The organism is Anabaena subtropica FACHB-260 (assembly GCF_014697105.1).
Taxonomy (GTDB): Bacteria; Cyanobacteriota; Cyanobacteriia; order Cyanobacteriales; family Nostocaceae; genus Trichormus; species Trichormus subtropicus.
In genome coordinates, this window is record NZ_JACJRF010000005.1 from 24,890 (window position 1) to 47,032 (window position 22,143).

Below are 22,143 nucleotides of genomic sequence, written 5' to 3' on the forward strand. Positions count from 1 at the left end.
TCTTGGTGTGCCAGTATACTCCTATTTTTCGTTAAAATACTCAGTAAGAAGGCGATTATTAATTTTGTATTAGAGCATAGCCTCATCACCTCCGGTAAGATGGGAGACTGCCACGTTACAGCTTTTCCACAGATGACAAGAAACGGCATCGGTATCCGCACAGCGCAAGTGCGTTCAGAACGGCTCACTGGCCAAATTCACGTATATGATGGTGTCGGTAAAGGTAAATCTCAAGCGGCTTTGGGTGTAGTTTTACGATCCATTGGCTTGGGGATAAACACACCGAACAATTCCAACCGTGTATTACTACTGCGCTTTTTAAAAGGGCCAGAACGGGATTATGACGAAGATGGAGCGATCGCTGCTTTACAGCGTGGATTTCCACATTTAATTGACCAAGTACGCACTGGGAGAGCAGAATTTTTTGGAGCAGAGGAAATCACAACCTTTGACCGTGCTGAGGCGAGAAGGGGTTGGGATGTCGCCAAAGGTGCGATCGCCTCTGGTTTATATTCTGTCGTCGTCTTAGATGAGATTAATCCAGTCCTCGATTTAGGGTTGCTTTCGGTAGATGAGGTAGTAGAGACATTAAAATCTAAACCCCAAGAGTTAGAAATCATCGCCACAGGACGAGGTGCGCCGCAAAAATTACTGGATATTGCGGATTTACACTCGGAAATGAAACCCCTACACCACCCCACAGCCAAAGAACTTTTAATTAACGGGATTGAAATTTACACCGGCGCAGGTAAAGGTAAATCTACCAGTGCTTTAGGTAAGGCATTACAAGCAATTGGTAGAGGAATCAACCATCCGGGGTCAACACGGGTATTAATTATGCAGTGGCTCAAAGGTGGTAGTGGTTATACGGAAGATGCAGCGATCGCCGCCTTACGGCAATCATACCCTGAGGTAGTAGATCATCAACGCTGCGGTCGAGATGCGATCGTTTGGCGCAATTCTCGGCAAGAATTAGACTACGTAGAAGCCGAACGAGGTTGGGAAATTGCCAAAATTGCGATCGCTTCTGGACTCTATAAAACCATCATTCTTGACGAACTCAATCCCACCGTTGACTTGGAACTACTTCCTGTAGAACCAATTGTCCAAGCCTTACTTCGTAAACCCCGCGACACCGAAGTTATCATTACTGGACGTTGCCAAAATCACCCCGCATATTTTGACCTAGCCAGCATTCACTCCGAAGTCTACTGTCACAAACACTATGCCAATCAAGGCGTAGAACTAAAACGAGGTGTAGATTTTTAAATTAGTTATTAGTCATTAGTCATGAACTTTTGACTATAAACTATGGACTATAGACTACTGACTTTTGACTATGGACAATCAAAATCTGCTTGACTGGATTACAGGAGGATTGGCGCTAACTATTTTTCTAGGTGGTTTACTGATGATGTTTACCACCATATTCACCACCAAAAGCAAATAATTACACTTAGTTATATGGGGCATTGGCTAATTTCCATGCCCAATCCCCAATCCCAGCAACATAAGTTGAAAAATTGATAAAAAACTTTAAAATAGGGATTTGGTGGAGGTGCATTATGAAAGTAGCAATTACAGGCGCAACAGGATTTGTCGGTACTCGGTTGGTACAACGACTACACAAAGAAGGTCATCAAATAATAGTTTTAACTCGTAACACTACATCGGCTCGAAGACATTTTCCGGCACAGACCTTTGGCAATGTAGAAATTGTGGCTTATACACCCACCACCTCTGGGGCATGGCAAGATGTAATTGCTGGTTGTGATGGTGTAGTCAATTTGGCAGGAGAACCCATAGCTGAGACACGTTGGACACCAGAACATAAACGTGAGATCCTCAACAGCCGTCAGCTAGGAACACAAAAAATAGTCGAAGCCATAGCGAAAGCCAATCCCAAGCCTACTGTGTTAGTTAATGCTTCCGCCATAGGTTACTACGGCACAAGTGAAACTGCTACCTTTGATGAGAATAGTTCATCTGGTGGCGATTTTCTCGCCCAAGTTTGTCAAGTTTGGGAAGCTGAAGCGCAAAAAGTCAAAGAATCAGGTGTGCGCCTAGTCATATTACGTTTGGGTATTGTTCTGGGGTTAGGCGGTGCTTTAGGAAAAATGATTACCCCTTTCAAACTTTATGCTGGGGGGCCTATAGGGAGTGGTCGGCAATGGTTTTCATGGATTCACATCGATGATTTGGTGAATCTGATTGTGCAAGCCTTAACTAACCCACAACTAGAAGGCGTATATAACGCTACTGCACCAAATCCGGTACGGATGAATGATTTGAGCCAAACTATGGGACAAGTAATGAATCGTCCCTCCTGGCTACCTGTCCCTGGTTTTGCACTCGAAGCTCTTTTAGGAGATGGAGCGATCGTTGTTCTAGAAGGTCAACAAGTACTTCCCAAGCGCGCTTTAGAAGCTGGTATTAAATATCAGTATTCTAATTTACAAACAGCATTGCAAGAAATTTTGAGATAATGTTGTTTGTCAGTTGTCAGTTGTTTGTTCTTGGAAAAATTTTCGGGATACCCAACTGATCAAACCACTGAGAATTGCGCCACCCATAAGGATGCCAATAGCTGGGTTAAATACAGGTTGCCAGAGTTTGTGCCACAAATCTAAACCTAAATTGACTCCGGCTGCTTCACCCATAACAGCGATCGCAAACCAAGCAAAGCCTAGCAATACCAGAAATACATCCGCTACTAAAATCAAGTTGAGCCAGTTTAATAATTTTTCTTTCATAGGAAGTGGGGAGTGGGCTTGCCCTGAGTGCAGTCGAAGGGGAGTAGGGAGTGGGGATAAAAAATAGTTTTAATTAATTTTCTAGTCCCTAGACCCTAATCCCTAACTTCTATTCATTTATTCATTAAACAACCAGCTTTTGACTTTCGCCAAGCTTTGCCAATCAGGTTTTCTGCTTAAACCATCTTCAATACTATTTTGAATTTCATCTCGCCATTCGGGATTGACGAGCATTAATTGTTGTGTAATGTCAATATGTTGGCGCAGGCCTTTTTCACCAGTTTCCAACATGGCCACAGCAAGATTAACCCTAGCTTGTGGGTCTTGGGGATTGATTTTTACAGCTTTTTGTGCAGCTTTGAAAGCTAAGTTTGGTTTATTCTCTAGGAGATACAACCAAGATAGACAAATCCAAGCAGCACTGGCTTTGGGAGCGCGATCGCATACCTCTTTAAATACAGGGATTAAATCAGCAGCAGGCTCTCCAGCTTTATAGCGTTCTAAACCTGTATCAAACAGGGAATCAACAGTGTTAGTCATTAGTTAATTAGTCATTAGTCATTGGTCATTAGTCATTAGCCATTAGTCAGTAGTTATGAGCAACTGACCACTGACCACTGACCACTGACAATTGACAATTTTACACTCCAAATGACTTACCGCAACCGCAGGTCTGAGTAGCATTAGGATTGGTAAATTGGAAACCACCACCAATCATGGCATCGCTATAATCAAGCATTAAGCCATAAAGATATAAAATGCTTTTGCGATCGCAGACAATTTTGAAACCATCGTAATCAAAAACTTCATCCTGAGGGGTGATCTGACTTTCCTGTTCAAAGTCCATCATGTAAGACATCCCAGAGCAGCCACCTTGTCTTACTCCTACCCTCAAGCATAAATCTTGGCCTTGCTTATCTTGGAGGGATTTGACTTGCCGTAAAGCGGCTTCGCTCAACAGTATGCCGCGTTGTTGAGACTGAGTTGCTTGTGTCATCCGCTTGGAAACTCCTTAATTAATGTAAAATATTCCATTCGGGCTTGTGATTGCCCTTGGGTTGTCTTTTAGTTTTTGTATTCATTCTAGCGACAATCATGACGCTAATTGCCAAATTGTCAACACTCCGTCAAAAGCAAGCAAAGATTTTTATTCTAGAATTGAGAGACTCAATATGTTCAAAGATTTGGTATTTTTAGAGTCCCAGCCTTTTAACAGACTGAGTTACAACCAAGCCAAGAACATTATGCTTCGTGGCCAGCCATTCCCAAAAGTTTACTTTTCCATTGCTTGTTTCTGATTAACCTACTCTATGACAAGTTTTAATCGCTCTACCAGTCGTCGGTTGAAGAAATTAACCCAAATTCCTTCTGTATGGGAGGGCGATCGTCGTCCGTTGTCATCACCGCAGACCCCAAATTTTCATTCAGAGTCCAAGGGCGATTGTATTTTGTGGGTAGATGGCTCACAAGGTATTGTGCGGGGAATGGATGTCATATCAGAAGATACTGGGCCAGAAGCGATCGTTCGCACCTTAATGCGAGCAATGGAACATCCCCACAGTCCAGCTAAACCCGCCCGACCCCAAAAGATTGTCGTGCGCGATCGGGAAATCCAGTTTTATCTACGTGGTGTTCTCCAAGATTTGGATATTGCCATCGATTATTCTCCAGAGTTACCTTTAATTGATGAACTGTTTCGGGGATTTACAGAAATCATCGACAGTCAAATTCCCGATGTTCCTCCACAGTATGCCAAAGCTTTACACGAAAAAGCGTATGCTATTTGGCAAGCAGCCCCCTGGGAATTTTTAGAAGAACAGCAAATCATATCTATAGAAATTAATAAATGGGATGTAGGTACACTCTACGCCTCAGTCATGGGAATGCTGGGAATGGAGTATGGGATTTTGTTTTATCGCTCAGAAGATTCCCTCAAGCGATTTCGTTCCGCAGTTTTAAGTGATGAAGAATCCCAAGGACATTTAGAAGAGGCTTTTCTCAAACAAGATTGCTTGTTCCTCACTTTTGAATCTGAGGATGAGGATGATGATGAAGATGAATTTGAAGATTTAGCCGATTTGGCATTATCGGAAATTACACCTACTTTCGGTAACATCCACCCATTAGAAGGATTACGCTCTGTTTTGTATGAGGAAGAGGCTGCTGTTGTCTTCCTCGCTTTGGAAAGCCTTTTTCGCTTCATTCGTGACCATCGCCGCCAATTGTCGAGTGGAGAGTTTACCAGTCTGAATCATCGCTATCGCATTTCTCTACCTGTATCTGATGAAACTACGAAAGCAGTATCTGTAACTGTGTCTACTATGCCACAACTTGCAGCAGAGTTAGAAGAAATGGCAGACTTAGTGATAGATGAAGAAGAATTTGGCGAATTAGAATCGATCGAGTCTCGTTCCTTGCGAGATGACCTAATACCAGAAGACTCATTTCTCAGTTTGGGCGTGGTGTCTTGGGAAATGTTGGAGTATCTGCGTCAAGGGGTGAAGTATCATCAACTGGGTGAATTTAAACAAGTAGGTGATGGTCTACCGGTGATTTTGATTCAAACCTCTCGCCCCAAAGCAAAGACTGTCATCGAAAATATTGAAGCCGCCGGGGGATTACAAGCCATCTGCTTTAATCCGGGGGCTGATCCTGTTGATGGCGATCGCTACGACTTGGGTTTACTGCAAACACAAAATGGTGAATTGTTCTTATTCGGGGAATTTTTAGATGATGATCCAGTTCATGTAGAAGCCCGTCGCAAGTGGAATCAACGCTGTAAAAATACCAAAGGCTTCTGTGGATTAATTATTTCCAAAGGCTTGACTGGTGCTTCCCGTGGTAATCCCCAATTGCGGGATATGATGGCTCTATTTGAAGCGCGATCGCTCTCACCCAAAGATTTAGGTCTCGGAACTCTCCAACTTATGCCCCAGTTTCAATTGGAATAATATCTGGAGTCAATAGGAATATTGGCTTATGAAACAGGCTTAGAAGCACAACTTCCTCAAATAATTCTTTAAATTTGACAAAATCTCTATCTTCTTGCGGGTGGAGATTTTTTCATCCTTAATTGTTACATACCTTTTTTTACCTACACCATGAGAACTACTGTCAGGGAAGTAGCAAAATATTACTGAGGCTGTGCTGATCATCTATTAACGTGAGTTTGACGAACCTCACCTCAACCCCTCTGTCTTGAAAAGTTCTGTTCGGAGGAAGCCTCCGCTCAGACTTTTCGCTCTGACATGGAGAGGGGCTTAAATACCCTGAACTATCAACGAAAAATAAGGTTTTAAAGCCTCTCTCTTCTCTAGTCCCTAAACCCTATTTTCGAGCTAGCCATTGTTACTTTATTAAAATTTCACAAAATATCAGTTTTCTTGTAATTTTTAGTAACTATCTGGGTAAATTCATATTGTGGCTTCACAATATCTAAAAAATAACTAGCACTAGATTTTTTGGAAAACAATCTAACTGAGATAAATAATTAATAAAATCAGATATGTCTGATGTTGTATTTTCAGGTTTTGTCAATAATATTAATCAAATTTTTAGTTATAATTACTTTGACTTTATTCTTTTCTTATAAATAAAAAAGATAAATTGTACTTTTGATAAAGATTAATACAACCGTAAAAAACATGGATATAATAGCTGTACAACGACAAAACAATTGCTGAGACAAGAGGTTTGTCATCATTTATTTTATGGGTGCTAATAGTAAGGAATTAAAGCTATTTATGCTGGATTAATGTAATTAGACATCTAAGTTTTTTTTCGGGAATTTACGGAAAAATACTGTAATTTTGTCAATAATCAAAAATACAAATGAATTAGATGGATAACTTCTTGTTTTACCAAGAGATTATTAAGTTGGACAGATATAACTGATTATCAACTTCTAAATCAAAATATTCCAGTAGATAAATACTTAACTAGATAATTACAACTTTTGGAAAGCTGTGCTGTTGTCAACTACAAAGTAAACTAATTAATAATCAGCAATTGATGAAATATGTAAAAAATAAAAGTATAAATTACAGGAACAAAGGCGAGTTAATTACATCCTTATTATTTAGGTAACAAAGAATTGTAATCAAATTTATCTAAGACTTATAGTGGTTAGTTTCTTGTAAGATTAACTACAGACCTTAGCAAAGGTAGTAGAAATCTTTAAGCTTGGCCTGATTGAGTTGATTATTTCAACGGATTAAGGAAGTTTATTTGCTGTAAGCGCTGCATTTCTTAGCTATTACACCAAAAGTGTATATCCTACATTGAAAAAGAAAGTAATTAATGCAGATTAGGGCAACCTGGAAAAATCAACCAAACCATGACTTCGATGAATCTACTGACTCGATAATATTAACCATGAGAGTAATTGCTTAATGATATTTACTTGAATGTGATTGCTGATGGAAGATACTCTATCCAGAGTTGTGGGTGATATTGAGTGGATGAGAATGTCACATACTTTTGATAATTCAAAAAATTGGAGAATTTTACGGAGTGAACATTAAATAAGTTAGACTCATTTATACAATTTAACTGTCAAACTTTAGTGTCCTATTACTAAGGTTATGGCATGAAATAGTGAGTGTACCCTATTATTCCTTTCTCTGGAGGAATTTATTTCTTATATTTTCTGGAAAAACAATGAATAATTTGACAAAAAGGACATTTTTATCATTAACGGTATCGCTTGTTTCGTGACACAAATTCTGATAATCTTATCGTCTTCATCTTTGATTAAGTTGTTTTTGATGATGTCAATACACAGCAAATAGCATGATAATGACTAATAAAAAATGGGCCGTTAAACGCATAACTGTTAACTTAGCAGCACAAGAAGCAGAAAAACTGGAAAAATATTGTCAACAGACAGGTAGACCAGCAACTGATGTGATTCGAGAACTTATTAGAAGCTTAGCTGTATCAGATGACAGCAAAGAAGCTGGTCGATAGGAGGTGTTTTAATTTTATTACTGCACGTCTATGTGATTAGTCAAAAAATATCTAAAATGCTTTTTTAATCTGCTTTTACTAACGAAAGTTAGTTTACTGGAATACACACACTTGGAATCAGGTGTCTCTAGTCACCAGGATTAAAAGGAGTAATAAAAGCATATTGATCATCAGGGGCATGACTTTGTTGCCCTTCAATGTACTGCTTGAATTTATATAAGTAGCAAATTCCGACACCAACCCAGTTACAATTTGTAAAGAAGCTGAATAAGGAAGGACGGAATGCGCGTTGCAATCATAGGTGCGGGATTGGCTGGGCTAGCAACCGCTATAGATTTAGCTGATGCTGGCTGTGAAGTCCAAATTTTTGAGTCCCGTCCGTTTGTCGGTGGTAAAGTTGGCAGTTGGATTGATGGCGATGGCAACCATATTGAAATGGGTCTGCACGTCTTTTTTGGGTGCTACTACCAACTGTTTGAACTCATGAATAAGGTGGGTGCATTTTCTCATTTACGTCTCAAAGAACATACCCACACCTTTGTTAACAGAGGGGGAAAGCTTGGTGCTTTAGATTTTCGCTTCTTCACAGGTGCGCCCTTTAATGGGTTGAAGGCGTTTTTTACTACCTCCCAACTCTCATTACAGGATAAACTACAAAATGCGATCGCCTTAGGTACAAGCCCCATAGTACGTGGGTTAATAGACTTTGATGGGGCGATGAGAACCATCCGTAACCTAGATAAAATTAGCTTTGCCGATTGGTTTCGTAGTCATGGCGGCAGTAACGGTAGTATCAAACGGATGTGGAACCCCATTGCTTATGCTTTGGGATTTATTGATTGTGAAAATATTTCCGCCCGTTGTATGCTGACAATCTTCCAATTCTTCGCAGTTAGAAGCGAAGCTTCGGTACTGCGGATGTTGGAAGGTTCCCCTGATGAATATCTGCACCAACCAATTCTGAAATATTTAGAAGCTAGAGGCACAAAAGTTTATACTCGTCGGCAAGTACGAGAAATTAAATATGCTGAAGTCGAGGGAGCAAATCGCGTTACAGGCATAGTCGTTGCTCAAGGTGATGAGATCGAAGAGATTACAGCAGACGCCTATGTTTGTGCTTGCGATATCCCAGGAATACAGCGAGTTTTACCGCAAGAGTGGCGGAAATGGTCAGAATTTGATAACATTTACAAGTTAGATGCAGTACCAGTCGCCACTGTGCAGATGAGATTTGATGGCTGGGTGACGGAACTGCAAGATGAAAATCGACGCAAGCAGCTAAAAGAGGCAGCCGGACTAGATAATTTGCTATATACCGCAGATGCTGATTTTTCCTGTTTTGCTGATTTGGCTTTGACTAGCCCTAGTGATTATTATCGTCAAGGTCAAGGTTCATTATTACAACTGGTACTGACACCAGGAGACCCATTCATTAAGCAAAGTAACGAAGCGATCGCCCAACACGTCCTCAAACAAGTGCATGAACTGTTCCCCTCATCAAGGGAGCTAAATATGACTTGGTACAGCGTAGTCAAATTAGCTCAATCGCTCTACCGAGAAGCTCCAGGTATGGATGTTTACCGTCCTAACCAAAAAACTCCCATAGCAAATTTCTTCCTAGCAGGTAGTTATACGCAGCAAGACTACATTGATAGCATGGAAGGCGCAACAGTTTCAGGACGGCGGGCAGCAAAAGCCATCCTAGAGGATCTTAAAAAATAAAGCCAAAGCTGCTAATCTAATCAAATCTCAAATCCAAAACAGAATGTCTAAGTGGCTAGAGCATAGCGTACAGGTAGAAGTAGAAGCCCCCATAGATTTAGTATGGAGCTTGTGGGCTGACTTAGAGCAAATGCCCAAGTGGATGAAGTGGATTGATTCTGTGAAAGTTCCACCGGAAAACCCTGATATATCGCTTTGGAAACTCAATACTGGTGGACTGGAATTTACCTGGAAATCCCGCATTACTAAGGTAATTCCCCACCAGATCATTCAGTGGGAATCGATTGATGGTTTACCCAATCAAGGCGCTATCCGCTTTTACGATCGCCACGGTCATAGTATCGTCAAGATGACTATTTCCTATGCTATACCTGGCTTTCTGGGTAAAATCATGGATAACTTGTTTTTAGGGCGAGCCGTAGAATCGACAATTCAAGCTGATTTAGAAAGGTTTAGGCAATATGCTTTGAATCTTCATCAGTCATCAGTTAACCTTTAACAGACTATTTAGTAGAGACACGATCAATTGCGTCTCTACTAAGCAGTGTTACAAACTGTTGCTTCTGGAAGCAGAACACCCCCAACTTCATAAACAATACAGCAGACTTGATGAATTTAGAATTTAGAAGTAACACAGGCTTGATACTTGGGCTGGGGACTAATCTTGTGTACTTCATTAACGTGAAATCTGCTGTAATTAGGGACTGCTTCAATCGCATTTTTTACAAAATTGAACGGATTCTAGCTCGATAGGCAGCATTATCCAATCCGTCACGCGTATTAGTAGGTCGGGAATTAATAGCTTTTCTCAGAGCATTGATGCGCTCGCTGGTTCCAGGGTGAGTACTCAAAAATGTTGGTACAGAACCACCGCTTCTCATTAGTTTCTGCATAAAGGAAACCGTTGCAGATGGGGCATAACCGGCCCTTGTTAAGGTTCTTAATCCTCTTGCATCTGCGTCATATTCATCTTGACGACTGCGGGGACGGTTGAGGGCTAATTCCACACCAATTCCTACAGCTGCATTGCGGTCTAAACCTGTGGCTGATGCTACACCACTAGCAAGCGCCCTTTGTCGCATCTGTTTAACTAAATGTCTACCACCAATGTGACCAATTTCGTGAGCCATCACACTAGCTAGTTCCGCTTCATTGTCTGCGGTTTTAATTAAACCTGTATGGACATAAATAAACCCACCTAAAGTAGCAAAGGCATTTACAGCATCATTGTCAACTACTTGGAATGTAAAAGGAAGATTGGGGCGATCGCTATTTGCAGCCAAGCGCTGTCCAATTTGTTCCACATAGCGATTGATTTCCGCATTTCGAGAAATTCTTACCTCGCCGCTACGCAATTGCTGATTCATCTGGCTGCCCAGATCAACTTCCTGGCGATCGGATATATTAGACAGCTGAAGTACTTGCACACCTTGTAATAAAAGCGGACGTAAGTCTATAGCTTTTCCGACTAAAGGTGTACTTAGACACAGACCCAAAGCGACTACCACCGAAATTAATGGATAAAACCAGCGTCGTCGCCACACACGGTAATTTGCCACCAAGCCTTTCCTATTCATATAAATCCGGTTAGAAGATAATTTCGGGAGAACGTTAAATAACATGACGCATCTATCGTTTTCTAAGTTGCACTATTAACTTAGTTATTAGTCATTAGTCATTAGTCATTAAGTAAGTCGGTGCAATAAAACCAAACTATGTGAAGAAAAGTAAATAAAGCTCAAACTCTTTCTCCCCCTGCCCCCTGCCCCCTGCCTTATTCCAACAATAATTATTTACGCCGACCTACTTACTCCCCTGCTCCTTCATCTCCCCAATCTCAATTTCTCAACTCATGATAAACTGGCGCGTAACTGCAACTGCTAATAGTGGAAAAGTTGCTGTATACCTGATAAAACTTGTTGTGAGAATCAATTACTCTGCGTTAATCTGGAAAAATTTTTATGGCTATTTTAGATTCTAAAGGTCGCTTGTTTGGCAAAGTCAATATTCTCGATTTAGGCGCTTTGCTAGTGATTGTGATGGTTATATTTGGCATCTTTGTATTTCCAGGTACTTCTGGTACTGTTGCTCAAGTTGGCGCTAAAACAATACCTTTAGAGGTAGATTTAGCAGTCCGTGGTTTGAATGTGCGCGATCCAGAACAGTTATTTGAAAATGGGTTCAAAAAAGGTGGTAAAACCAAAGTCATTATTCGTAATCAGCCTTACGGAGAGATTGAAATTAAATCTGTGCAACTTTTACCCAGAACAGTGGTAGTTTCTCAACCGGATGGTTCTGTCAAAGAATTACCAGATCCCAAAGCTAATAACTTTAGTACAGATATGCTTTTAACCTTAAACGGTAATGCACAAGTTACTAAAGACGGCCCAGTTTTAGGTAATAGTAAAGTAAAAATTGGTATGCCCTTTGAGTTGGAAGGCTTCAACTACAATTTTAATGCAACTGTCATCGATGTCAGATTACAAAGTTAGGGAATAGTAGACGTTGCAATGCAACGTCTACAGGCGTTATTATTTTTGCTCCACATCCACTGATTGCGGTTTTCCCCAAAGGATACGTTCCTGTTTGTAAATGGCAATTCCTGGTTTAGCGCCTTTGGGTTTATAAACGTGTTTAGGCTGAGTGTAAACGACTGGTACTTGGTCACTCTGACGACCGCGACTGTAATAAGCTGCTAAATCGGCTACACACTGCAAATCAGATGCTTCGGGAACAGTTCCTGGTTCTAAACGCAATAGTACATGACTTCCGGGAATTTCTTGGGCGTGGAACCATAAGTCATAATCTCCTGCTACCCGAAATGTTAACTGGTCATTTTGGCGATTGTTGCGACCAATTAAGACTTGGAAGCCGTTAGGGGTGACATAGTTATGAAAGTTAGTGGTAGCAGTTTCATTTTGATTACGGCTGCGATACTCTAACTCTTCTAGATATTTCTGTCCGATTAATTCGTCGCGGATTTCTTCTAAGGCTTGTAAATCTTCTGGTGTTTGGTAGTTATCTATTTGGGAAATCGCAGCTTCTACCTGCTCTAAATAGTCGATTTCTGTCTGTACTTCTTGCAGTAGTGGTTCGACAGCTATACGGGCGCGTTTGAGTTTTTGGTGCTGTTTGTAAAGATTTTGGGCATTCTGCACAGCATTTTTATCTGGCTGGAGAGCGATCGCCACAGGCTCGCCTGTCTCAAAATCAGGGATGGTAATTTCTTTCATCCCTGGTTCCCAGGTTTGCAGGTGCGCCATTAATAAATCGGCTTTTTGGCGATATTCATCAGCTCTATCTGATTGCTGTAAGCGATCGCTAAAGGTTTGGGCTTTATTGCGTAATTTGCCCAGAATATTACTTAATTTTTGACTCAGTTGATGGCGCAATTGGGCAAATAATTGTTGATTTAGCTGTTTGCTATAGTATTCATTGATTAATGTTTGAATATCTTTTGTTGGTGCAACAGCACCCCAACCCATGACTGTATATCCGTTTACCATCCAAGCTGGCTGAAATTTTCCCGCATCTAAGGCGTGTAACCATTCTTGCCAGCGTGTAAATAAACGTTCCCAGTCTTCAGGCGTTAAGGCATCGGTAGTTGTATCTGGTGCTATTTTGGCTACTAACAACATCGACTCTACTAAAACCGCACTCAAGCCGCTATAACTTTTGAGTAACTGACGCTTAATTGCTCCTGGTACTAAACTCACCCTTTCTTGCCAACGTGCTTGAGTTTCTTGCAAACTAGGGATAGTGCCGGTAAGTTTGGGCGGTGTTTCGTAAGGTTGTCCGGTTTGAATGGGACGGACGCTTGATTGTTGCTGACTCACTTGATGGGCAGCAGTAATAATTATATTGTTAGCATCGGTGAGAATGAGATTACTGTATTTGCCCATAATTTCCCCGTAGATGTGGTACAGGACATCATCTCCAGGGCGACGAGCAAATTGTAGATCAATCACACGCTCCCAGGGAGCGATCGCTTCAATAGCGACTAAGGCTAATCCCCCCAACTGGTGTACTAATTGTTGGCTGAAGGTGAAGGTATCTGGTGTGCGTGGTGGTGGATCACCAATACAAATGTGAGTTGCTTGGGGATGCCAAGATATTTGTAGCCAACCTCTGGTGTTGAGGGTGCGTAAAGCTATAGCAATAGTGTAGCGATCGCGCTGATAAACTTGCTCTAGGCGAGATGGTAGCCAGTGAGCGCGGAGTTCGCTACAAGTAGCTGTGAGGGTCGTAAAGTCTACTGGTTGCACAACAATGAGTCACTGGCACTTACAGGTCAATGGCTAGTATACTTCTATCTTCTCTAAATTCTTGGTTAATAAAATAAAAAAGCCGTTACCTGCTCTGGAATTTTACAAGTCCAGACTGTCGCCTGGGAAATATTATGGACTTACTTATTGACAAACAATAGTAGTTTTATAAAAACAAAAAATTTAGGGAAAAGGTGTAATAGGAAATTTTCCCTAATTTCTTAGTTTTAATTACTACCAATTCCCTATCAATCAATTACAAAGGGGGATAAAAAGATTCTACTTGGTAATCAATGCTACTTCTTTAAGTTGTGGTGTCAACAACTGAGTGTATATTCCATCTAGTTGACCCGCCACTCCGTCCCAACTATATTTGTCGGTAACGTGTTTTCTAGCAGATCCACCTAACTCATCTCGCCATTCTGGATTCATCAAAATTCGATCAATTGCCACCTTGAAAGCAGCAATATCTTTTGGTGGTACTAATAAACCCGTTTTTTCGGGAACTACGGTAAACTGAAGTCCGCCAACATCACTGGCTACTACAGGTGTACCACTTGCCATTGCTTCAATTGCCACAAGTCCAAAAGGTTCATAGTGGCTGGGAACAACGCAAACATCAGCAGCAGCATAGTAGGCGGGTAAGATATCTTGACTAAGACGACCAGGGAAACTAGCAATATCGCCCATTCCCAATTCTTGTACAATACCCTCAATGCGATCGCGCTCTCTGCCATCGCTATTACCCGGAGTGCTACCACCGCCAATAATTAGTTTTAGTTTGTGAGAGTCACGCAATTTAGACTCATTAACTGCACGTACTAAGGTTTCAATACCTTTACGTTGGTCAAAACGTCCTACGTACAACACAACTTTTGCTTCTTGATCAATTCCTAATTCAGTTCTGGCTGCTTGTCTACCAATTGAGCCAAAGCGTTGAATATCTGTACCACAAGGAACAATATCAATGTAGCCTTTAGCAGAAACAAGCGATCGCATATGTTGCTGTTCTTGGGGACTAGTAGCAACAATTCTTTCGGCTGTTTCTAGTACTTGTTTTTCTATCGATAAACGCTTAGTGGCAATTAAAGGAATCGTATCTATAGCTTTATACTTAACTGCCCCTAATGAGTGATATGTATGAACTTGTTTGCTACCTTGGATTGCTTTTAATTGCATTCCCACCCAACTAGAAAGCCAGTAGTTTGTATGCACTAATGGATAATTGATGTTATTTTCCTTTTGAAATTGAAGCAATTGTTGTACAAATTCTGGTAAATGCTTGAAACCATTATCTCTTGGTACAAACTCCTCTGGCCCTGCTGTTAAGCGAATTGTTCGACAAAGTGGGCTGTGGTGAACAATAAACTCTTGTTCAGTACTCACTCTGCGGCTAAACATATCCACTTGCCATCCTAATTGGGCTAATGCTTTACCCACTTCGCGCACGTAAACGTTTTGCCCTCCAGCTTCTTCTTTGCCAATTTCAATTGCTGGGTCTCCATGAACTGAAATTAAAGCTATGCGTTTTTCAGTGTTAGAGTTCATAGTTTGTGTGTGTTGCTGATTTTAAGTAAAGTAGCGGTCAGTTCCAGGTGTGCTGACACCACTATTGCGTGAATTATGTAGGAAGTTTGAGTAATCTTTATTTTAATTTAATATGTCAAATATTTTTATATATCTAATACAGTAATTATAATTTTTTGCTCAGTATTTACATTTAATCTCTTTATATATAAATGGTCATACATATATCTAATGCTTGTGATAGATGAACTTCTATTTGGCTAGTGATGAATATGCAGATATACTTTTTTCTGTGCTACTAATTTCTAAATTTTTTCACTAATGCCTCATCATATTGCTTCAGCAAATATACGCGAATTCGTAATTTATAGATTTTTGATTAACCGTATTTTCACTTAAAATGCTTCTTGAATTTACGTAACTTTACGTTCCTATCTGGGATATATCCTTAAATATCCCCAGTAATTACTTAATTTTTTTAATGAAATTAAATGACTATATTCATTAAGGCTTGGGTGGCTAATATTACTAATAACTAAATAAAATTTTTGTAATTCACAATACAGTTTTTCCAGGAAAATCCTGAGAGAGTTATAAGTCATAATCAAAGAATTTTAAAAATATGGAAAATGGAAAAAATTAATTTTCCATGCCCTCTTAACTAATAATTAAAATTCTTCCTCCAAATAAAATTACATCTCACATTTAGCTCTCTCCTCTCTCTGAAAAATAGTTGCTATTTCTTGGCCAATATTGAATTAATTAATAGATAAGCCTCAAAACTAACTGGACAAATTACTGCAAAAGTAGGCGGGGTTAAACGTAATGAAACCAATAAAACAAGATAAATACTGTTGTTAATCCGCAATTATAAAAAAGAGTTATACCAATTTGAACAATGATTGCGACAGATGGACGGAGAAAAACCAGATACACCAAGCGGTTTTCAATCCCAAATCTTAAAATCCAAAATCCAAAATGGTATTACCTATTAGCTTACCCATTATCAACCAGACGTATGATCTGACCTTGATATTACGCAATAAACCGAAAATTCCATGTTTGGGTAAGGGTTGTAGAAGTATAGAAATGTAAGGGTGTAGGTATTCAAAACCCCTATACCCCGAAATCCTCCCACACGAATAGTCTAGTTGCTTCAGTCCTAAACTAAAAACCCCTTGAGTTTAATCAGATATTGATTGAAACTCAAGGGGTTTACAAATTATTCGACTTTTACTGTAATCTATCTTAGATATACGTAAGCAATTAAAATTGATTCCAGTCGAGAAATTTTACCTTGCCCTCACCTTGGTACTTCTGACTCTGGAAGATGAAAGAAAATTTACTGGATTTGAACAAGTGCAATAGGCTACGCTCTGACGTAGGTGATAGCTACCTTTGGCATAACTTACTGGTACTATCAGTTCATCTAAACTAACAAGATCAGCCAATATTTACTCAAAAATAGCGAACACCTACGGCGGGGCATAGCTTATCAGCTTATCGCACTTACAAAAGTGGCGACAATTCACCATTGAGACAGTGAATCGTTATCTATTAAAAATTAAAAATCAAAAAACTCTGACTTTTAATTTTTAATTTCTGACGCTGGTCACTTAATTAGTGGCTTGGGCTGCTAATATCTGCTTCAGCTTTTCTAATTCAGAAGCCCAACGTGGATCTGGACGAATAGCATCTGAATCAGTAGTTGTGGTGGTATTTTCACGAGTACCACCGCCGCGCCGAGACTTCTTAGCGCCTTTTTCACGACGATTGCCTTCTTTATTGGTGTTAGGAGCAGCATGACCACCAGAGGTAGTTGCTGCTTTAGGAGTTGGTTGCTCCTCGCCTTCGTCACCTTTTGTGCGTGGTAAGGCTTTTTCTAACTTGATGGGCGTTTCTTTAAACAATTGACCATTATACTTTTCTATAATTTGGTCAGCTTGTTCATCATTATTTACTGTCAAGAACCCAAAACCACGGCATTTGCCAGTTTTGCGGTCTTTGATTAGTTTAGTCGTCACAGCATCGCCTTCTGCGGCAAAAACAGCTTGCAATTCTTGACGATCTATTTCTTCTTTTGGCAAATTGCCTATGTATAGGCGCACGGACATGAACTATACCTCCAGAGTTGAATGAACATGGTGAACATGGCAAGGCAATAAATCAATTGCTTGGCTTTGACTTTTATTTGCTATTGACCAAGACTGCCGTAAACCAATTTTTTTACTCCAAACTGTCAACTTATACAATACAGTTTTTTGTTGGGATCAAGCTTGTTTAATCATAGAGCGTACAAACGCTCAACTACTACCACCTTAATTCTAAAAGTTTTAAATTTGTTGTTTTACTGCCTATTAACAGTAAGATTTTTTTGTCTGCCCTTGCCCGCAGAGTTAAATACCACTCCTTACATTATCACGGTATTTTCTACGTAGCTAGTTCACCATACACTTTTCTAGCATTAGTATTAAGAAATCGTAGCATAAAGTACATCTTTTTTTTCAAGCATAAATAAATGAAACAAAAACCAGCCTGTGGCTGGTCGATTTGCTGCTGTGTTGGGAGGATAAAACAGATAGATTGGCGCAGGCAACCGTGTAGCAATAACTAAGCTCACTAGCTGCGTTATTTTGATTGCTTATTATCTCTCAAGAAAAAGTAACATTTTTTAAAATAAATTGCAACTTTTATTTACATTTCCATTGGTCAATAGTCAACAGTTTTCTCCCCTGCTCCCTGCTCATCTAACCTACGAGGAAAATATAAGCTCCCCAAGCTTGGGCTGCGACAGCCAAAATAGTAGACCAAATGGGATGAGGACTATGAATAGATTTACCACTTTGGGTTTGTATGGTTTGGATATCTATCCAAGGTGTGGCACCTCGACGAAACCAGCCTGTAACAATAATCTGCCGACCCATTAAATCTTGGGGATTAATTGGTTGTCCTAGCCAAGAAACATGGTGTAGTTTCACCAAGCCTGTGCTGGATTGGAGAATTAAGTCTTGAGATAAAAAATTACTCATGCCTTGGCGGCCTAATAGCTTACCGACAAATTGCACGGGAATGCTATCTATGGGTAGGCTAGAAGGATTGGTTAACAAATATGGTAGTTGTTGATCAGTTTGGACGCTGTTTTGTTTGATGTTGGGAAAAAAGGAATTCATCCTGATGACTATACCAATGCTAAAGCCGATGAGTAGGCAACCTATAACGAATGACCAGTCTTCATAAATCCACTTCAAATTTAAAAACTTGAATGCGAAGGCTGTTTGCCAAGTTAGCCAAATCAACCCAGCAAATACGAAACCTAGAGGAAGTCCCAAAAAAGGAGCTGTTTGCAGTAAGAATGATTGATGGGTAACTTGTAATGTTTTCTCGCTGAGTGATTTTTGGCTAGTCAGATGAACTTCTGGGTCTATATGCCAATGCTGGGCTATTTGACATAGGTTACGAATGCGATCGCCAATTAAGGGATGGGTATTATTAATTGTCAACCAACGGCGATAGGGGTTGACGCTATCCCACATCAACATAGATTCAAAGGTGAGATGTCCGGCAATACTCCCTAGCGAAATACTTTGTTGATAGCTTACTGGCAGTAAAATATTTAAACTTTCCAATTGACCACTTGTTTGTGCTTCCCTCTGCACATCTGCCGCAATGCCGATACTGATTTTCAGCAAAGCGCGTGTTAAGGCATTGGGATTACCTGTAATTTCCGCAGCTAGGCGATCGCTATGGTAAGGTCTGAGTCGTGAGTACAGCAACGCCGTACCAGTTAGCACACACCACAACCCATAAACCAAACTAGAGCCAATAGTAAACGGCCAATGAAATACACCTTTTGATAATTTGTCTGCCCATGCAGCAAGTTGCTGATAGAGTTTGTAAATTGGTAGTGTTATCAGCAGTACCAACGACATGATGACAAAATCTTTGTGTGTAATCTGCCCTAGTTGTGAAGCATAGATTGTGGCAATTTCATCATCTGCTAGTTGCTCTAATAACCCTTGACTGACAACTATTCTGGCATTTCGGGGTAAATTACCATATGTCAATGCTATCGGTGCTGATATGGGTAAAATTCTGAGTTGGGGTGATGGCCAGTGTCGCTGTTGGCAGTAACGATGCAGCACACGGGGCGTTTCCCGACTGTAGTTAGGCAATATATCTTTAGATAACTCTTTTTGACCATAGAAATAAGCCAATAGCCAATCTAGCAACCAAGGCGATATGGCGATCGCTACAAACAAAACTACAAACACTAATCGGCTAGGATCTCGATATAACAGCTGCAATGGTTCCAAGTAAGGTAGCTTGACTAACGTTATGTTAATGGTTGCCATGACGAACTTGAGGATTTCTCGCAGCACCCAAAACACAGCCATGAATGTACCTGCTGATAGCAAGCGCAAGGGTATGAGGCTGGGCTTTTTTAAGGGTTGCCAAACTTTAGCGCGTTTTGCTTGTCGCCAATAAATCCCGAATTCTTTGGGTTGGGTGTAACTTGGAGAGTTTAATAATCCATTGTTACCTACATATTGATTTTGAAAGTCGACAGATGGCACAGCTGATGAATACCGAGGTTGGGTATTTGCTGCTGTCTGTGCTGGAGAATTATCTGCGGTTGCATGATGAGAATTTGGTGATTTTTGAGAATTTTTGCGTTTTTTGGTTAAGTGTGTTAGCGCAACATTGGCCCATTCTTTCACTTGGGGGTTTTGGCTTTCAGTCAGGGTTTGACACAGGGCGATCGCTTTACGAAGTTCGCCACTGCGAGCATAAGCCATTACTAAGCCCACTCTGGCTTGCAGGCTAGCATTTCCCTGACTCTGATAGGTGGCTATGGGTTCTAGTTGAGCGATCGCTGTTTGATAATTTCCCTGTTTGAGGGCCGCTAAACCAGCCTCCAAAGCCGATTCAGTATGTGAAGGCATAGAAATTCTGGCACTCCCATCTCTGCTAATTGACCTACGGTGATGCAAAAGCGCGGATCTCATACCAATTCAAAATTCAAAATTCAAAATGAACAAACCCAAACCTGACAGGGTTTTCTGAGTTGATGTTTGAGTAATGAGTTTTGTTGAACTGATTTTAAATGCCAGTAAATTCCAGCCTAGCAATTTCTAATTCATAATTTTGAATTATTGTTCTACTGTTGGTTGGCTAGAAAAAACTGGGGCGATCGCGCTTAGTTTTAACTCTGGATGATCTCCCTGTAACTGTTGACAGTTCCACTCATTGCGGAACAGTAAAACTGGACGGTTCATGCTGTCTTTGACTGTGGTGGTGTTAAATATACGTCCCACCTTGTTCAAAGCTTCCCAACCACCTTCGACCCAACGGGCGACGCTGTAGGGTAATAGTTCCAGAATGGTTTCTACACCATACTCGTTTTGTAAGCGAAACTGCACCACCTCGAATTGCAACTGACCCACAGCTGCCATAATTGGGTCGCGCTTGGCTTCATCGCTTGAGTACATAATTTGCACTGCACCCTCTTCGCGCAATTCGGAGATGCCTTTCTGAAATTGCTTAAATTTCGAGGGGTTTGGGTTGCGGAGAGTCGCAAATAATTCTGGTGAAAAATACGGAATTCCTTCATATTCCAGCTTCTGCCCCGTGTAAATTGTATCGCCGATCGCAAAAACACCTGGATTATTCAACCCGATCACATCACCTGGATAAGCTACATCAATCGATTCCCGTTCTTGGGCAAACAGTTTTTGTGGGCGAGACAGGCGCACAATTTTGCCAGTCCGGGCATGATTAACTGTCATATCTTTTTCAAACTTACCAGTGCAGACCCGGATAAAAGCGACGCGATCTCTGTGCTTAGGGTCCATGTTGGCTTGCAGTTTGAAGACAAAACCGGAAAACTCTGGGTATGTGGGAGGTACTTCACCGACGCTGCTGATGTGAATACCTGGTTTCAGGGCATAGTCTAGGAAGTACTTTAGGAATAACTCTACCCCAAAGTTCGTCATGGCGCTACCAAAGAAAACAGGTGTCATCTTTCCTTGATGCACCAAATCTAAGTCTAGTTCCGGGCCGACACCTTCTAAAAGTTCTAAATCATTCTTGAATTGGTAGTACAAATCTTGTTCTAATAGTTCTTCAATTCTGGGGTCGCCCAATTCTAGGGTTGTATCACGGGCTTCCTTGCTACCGTGGGCGCTACGTTCAAACAGGTGGATTTGTTGCTTGTGACGATCAAATACTCCCTTAAAGCGATCGCCCATGCCAATCGGCCAGTTGACGGCGTAGGTTTGTAGACCCAATTCTTTCTCAATCTCGTCTAATAGTTCTAGTGGTTCCCTACCTGGACGGTCGAGTTTGTTAACAAATGTGAAGATTGGTAAGCCTCTTAGTTTACACACTTCAAATAATTTCCGTGTTTGCGGTTCCAAACCTTTAGCCACGTCAATTAACATCACCGCATTATCAGCCGCCGCCAGGGTGCGATAAGTATCTTCACTAAAATCTTGGTGTCCTGGGGTATCAAGTAAATTAATTTGGCAATCTTGGTATTCAAACTGTAATACTGTAGATGTGATGGAAATACCCCGTTGTTGTTCCATTGCCATCCAGTCTGAAGTTGCCTTCCGTTGCGCTCTACGGGCTTTTACCGCACCAGCTTCGTGAATAGCACCCCCGTACAAGAGTAATTTTTCTGTCAGCGTGGTTTTACCAGCGTCAGGGTGAGAGATAATGGCAAAATTGCGGCGAAGCTCAACTGCTTGGTGGAGTTCCGTCTGTATTTCAGTTGACATAAATTGTATTGACTTCCTTGTTGCGTAACTTAACTTAATTTTTTTCTACTTTAGCGAGTCTTTTAATCTTAAAACAACGATGCTCGTGATAGGGTCATAGAAGGAAATTCAAAATATTCTACGGTTTTT

16 protein-coding genes are annotated in these 22,143 nt (G+C 40.7%); 7 read left to right on the top strand and 9 right to left on the bottom strand.

Annotated elements, in window-relative coordinates:
* The first annotated feature begins 132 nt into the window (after positions 1-132).
* Complete coding sequence (locus H6G18_RS04280) at positions 133-1,269, top strand: cob(I)yrinic acid a,c-diamide adenosyltransferase (protein ID WP_190405986.1); 1,137 nt, start codon at positions 133-135, stop codon at positions 1,267-1,269.
* 296 nt (positions 1,270-1,565) lie between these two features.
* A complete protein-coding gene (gene thyD / locus H6G18_RS04285; RefSeq protein ID WP_190405849.1) occupies positions 1,566-2,486 on the top strand; it encodes a thylakoid membrane protein ThyD in 921 nt (306 codons plus the stop codon).
* Positions 2,487-2,495: 9 nt separating this feature from the next.
* Here the strand turns inward: thyD and H6G18_RS04290 are convergent, their stop codons facing one another.
* The 3 genes from H6G18_RS04290 to H6G18_RS04300 form a co-directional block, all read right to left on the bottom strand.
* Positions 2,496-2,753 carry a hypothetical protein gene (locus tag H6G18_RS04290; protein WP_190405850.1) on the bottom strand — a complete coding sequence of 86 codons (258 nt, stop codon included), beginning with the start codon at positions 2,751-2,753 and terminating at the stop codon, positions 2,496-2,498.
* 117 nt (positions 2,754-2,870) lie between these two features.
* On the bottom strand, positions 2,871-3,293 hold the full coding sequence (locus H6G18_RS04295; RefSeq protein ID WP_190405851.1) for a hypothetical protein: 423 nt from the start codon (positions 3,291-3,293) through the stop codon (positions 2,871-2,873).
* 100 nt (positions 3,294-3,393) lie between these two features.
* The gene (locus H6G18_RS04300) at positions 3,394-3,750 is read right to left on the bottom strand and encodes an iron-sulfur cluster assembly accessory protein (RefSeq protein WP_190405852.1); all 357 of its coding nucleotides are present in this window, start codon (positions 3,748-3,750) and stop codon (positions 3,394-3,396) included.
* A gap of 313 nt (positions 3,751-4,063) precedes the next feature.
* Between H6G18_RS04300 and H6G18_RS04305 the strand changes: the two genes are divergently transcribed.
* The 4 genes from H6G18_RS04305 to H6G18_RS04320 all read left to right on the top strand — a co-directional run bounded on the left by H6G18_RS04305 (position 4,064) and on the right by H6G18_RS04320 (position 9,942).
* Positions 4,064-5,704, top strand: coding sequence for a DUF6930 domain-containing protein (locus tag H6G18_RS04305; RefSeq protein WP_190405853.1), 1,641 nt, complete (start codon positions 4,064-4,066; stop codon positions 5,702-5,704).
* 1,840 nt (positions 5,705-7,544) lie between these two features.
* Positions 7,545-7,721, top strand: a complete 177-nt coding sequence (locus H6G18_RS04310; protein WP_190405854.1) for a ribbon-helix-helix protein, CopG family — start codon at positions 7,545-7,547, stop codon at positions 7,719-7,721.
* Positions 7,722-8,003: 282 nt separating this feature from the next.
* Positions 8,004-9,443, top strand: a complete 1,440-nt coding sequence (gene zds, locus H6G18_RS04315; protein ID WP_190405855.1) for a 9,9'-di-cis-zeta-carotene desaturase — start codon at positions 8,004-8,006, stop codon at positions 9,441-9,443.
* Between the two features lie 43 nt (positions 9,444-9,486).
* A complete protein-coding gene (locus H6G18_RS04320; RefSeq protein ID WP_190405856.1) occupies positions 9,487-9,942 on the top strand; it encodes an SRPBCC family protein in 456 nt (151 codons plus the stop codon).
* Positions 9,943-10,165: 223 nt separating this feature from the next.
* Here the strand turns inward: H6G18_RS04320 and H6G18_RS04325 are convergent, their stop codons facing one another.
* Positions 10,166-11,020 carry a M48 family metallopeptidase gene (locus tag H6G18_RS04325; protein WP_190405857.1) on the bottom strand — a complete coding sequence of 285 codons (855 nt, stop codon included), beginning with the start codon at positions 11,018-11,020 and terminating at the stop codon, positions 10,166-10,168.
* A 384-nt stretch (positions 11,021-11,404) separates the two neighbouring features.
* Between H6G18_RS04325 and H6G18_RS04330 the strand changes: the two genes are divergently transcribed.
* The gene (locus H6G18_RS04330) at positions 11,405-11,935 is read left to right on the top strand and encodes a DUF4330 domain-containing protein (protein WP_190405858.1); all 531 of its coding nucleotides are present in this window, start codon (positions 11,405-11,407) and stop codon (positions 11,933-11,935) included.
* A 39-nt stretch (positions 11,936-11,974) separates the two neighbouring features.
* Here H6G18_RS04330 and H6G18_RS04335 read toward each other — a convergent pair whose 3' ends face one another.
* The 5 genes from H6G18_RS04335 to prfC all read right to left on the bottom strand — a co-directional run bounded on the left by H6G18_RS04335 (position 11,975) and on the right by prfC (position 22,014).
* On the bottom strand, positions 11,975-13,708 hold the full coding sequence (locus H6G18_RS04335) for an Rqc2 family fibronectin-binding protein (protein WP_190405859.1): 1,734 nt from the start codon (positions 13,706-13,708) through the stop codon (positions 11,975-11,977).
* 279 nt (positions 13,709-13,987) lie between these two features.
* On the bottom strand, positions 13,988-15,256 hold the full coding sequence (locus H6G18_RS04340; protein WP_190405860.1) for a glycosyltransferase family 4 protein: 1,269 nt from the start codon (positions 15,254-15,256) through the stop codon (positions 13,988-13,990).
* A 1,595-nt stretch (positions 15,257-16,851) separates the two neighbouring features.
* Positions 16,852-17,349 (bottom strand): RNA recognition motif domain-containing protein, encoded by a 498-nt coding sequence (locus H6G18_RS04345; protein WP_190405861.1) that lies wholly within the window; start codon positions 17,347-17,349, stop codon positions 16,852-16,854.
* Between the two features lie 633 nt (positions 17,350-17,982).
* Positions 17,983-20,178 carry a zinc metalloprotease HtpX gene (locus H6G18_RS04350; RefSeq protein WP_190405862.1) on the bottom strand — a complete coding sequence of 732 codons (2,196 nt, stop codon included), beginning with the start codon at positions 20,176-20,178 and terminating at the stop codon, positions 17,983-17,985.
* Positions 20,179-20,385: 207 nt separating this feature from the next.
* Positions 20,386-22,014 carry a peptide chain release factor 3 gene (gene prfC / locus H6G18_RS04355; RefSeq protein WP_190405863.1) on the bottom strand — a complete coding sequence of 543 codons (1,629 nt, stop codon included), beginning with the start codon at positions 22,012-22,014 and terminating at the stop codon, positions 20,386-20,388.
* Between the last annotated feature and the right edge of the window lie 129 nt (positions 22,015-22,143).

What these genes read in the sequence shown, in the direction of transcription:
- H6G18_RS04280 (WP_190405986.1), top strand. Translation starts at nt 133, where the DNA reads ATGACAAGAAACGGCATCGGTATCCGCACAGCGCAAGTGCGTTCAGAA.
- thyD (WP_190405849.1), top strand. Translation starts at nt 1,566, where the DNA reads ATGAAAGTAGCAATTACAGGCGCAACAGGATTTGTCGGTACTCGGTTG.
- H6G18_RS04290 (WP_190405850.1), bottom strand. Translation starts at nt 2,753, where the DNA reads ATGAAAGAAAAATTATTAAACTGGCTCAACTTGATTTTAGTAGCGGAT.
- H6G18_RS04295 (WP_190405851.1), bottom strand. Translation starts at nt 3,293, where the DNA reads ATGACTAACACTGTTGATTCCCTGTTTGATACAGGTTTAGAACGCTAT.
- H6G18_RS04300 (WP_190405852.1), bottom strand. Translation starts at nt 3,750, where the DNA reads ATGACACAAGCAACTCAGTCTCAACAACGCGGCATACTGTTGAGCGAA.
- H6G18_RS04305 (WP_190405853.1), top strand. Translation starts at nt 4,064, where the DNA reads ATGACAAGTTTTAATCGCTCTACCAGTCGTCGGTTGAAGAAATTAACC.
- H6G18_RS04310 (WP_190405854.1), top strand. Translation starts at nt 7,545, where the DNA reads ATGATAATGACTAATAAAAAATGGGCCGTTAAACGCATAACTGTTAAC.
- zds (WP_190405855.1), top strand. Translation starts at nt 8,004, where the DNA reads ATGCGCGTTGCAATCATAGGTGCGGGATTGGCTGGGCTAGCAACCGCT.
- H6G18_RS04320 (WP_190405856.1), top strand. Translation starts at nt 9,487, where the DNA reads ATGTCTAAGTGGCTAGAGCATAGCGTACAGGTAGAAGTAGAAGCCCCC.
- H6G18_RS04325 (WP_190405857.1), bottom strand. Translation starts at nt 11,020, where the DNA reads ATGAATAGGAAAGGCTTGGTGGCAAATTACCGTGTGTGGCGACGACGC.
- H6G18_RS04330 (WP_190405858.1), top strand. Translation starts at nt 11,405, where the DNA reads ATGGCTATTTTAGATTCTAAAGGTCGCTTGTTTGGCAAAGTCAATATT.
- H6G18_RS04340 (WP_190405860.1), bottom strand. Translation starts at nt 15,256, where the DNA reads ATGAACTCTAACACTGAAAAACGCATAGCTTTAATTTCAGTTCATGGA.
- H6G18_RS04345 (WP_190405861.1), bottom strand. Translation starts at nt 17,349, where the DNA reads ATGTCCGTGCGCCTATACATAGGCAATTTGCCAAAAGAAGAAATAGAT.
- H6G18_RS04350 (WP_190405862.1), bottom strand. Translation starts at nt 20,178, where the DNA reads ATGCCTTCACATACTGAATCGGCTTTGGAGGCTGGTTTAGCGGCCCTC.
- prfC (WP_190405863.1), bottom strand. Translation starts at nt 22,014, where the DNA reads ATGTCAACTGAAATACAGACGGAACTCCACCAAGCAGTTGAGCTTCGC.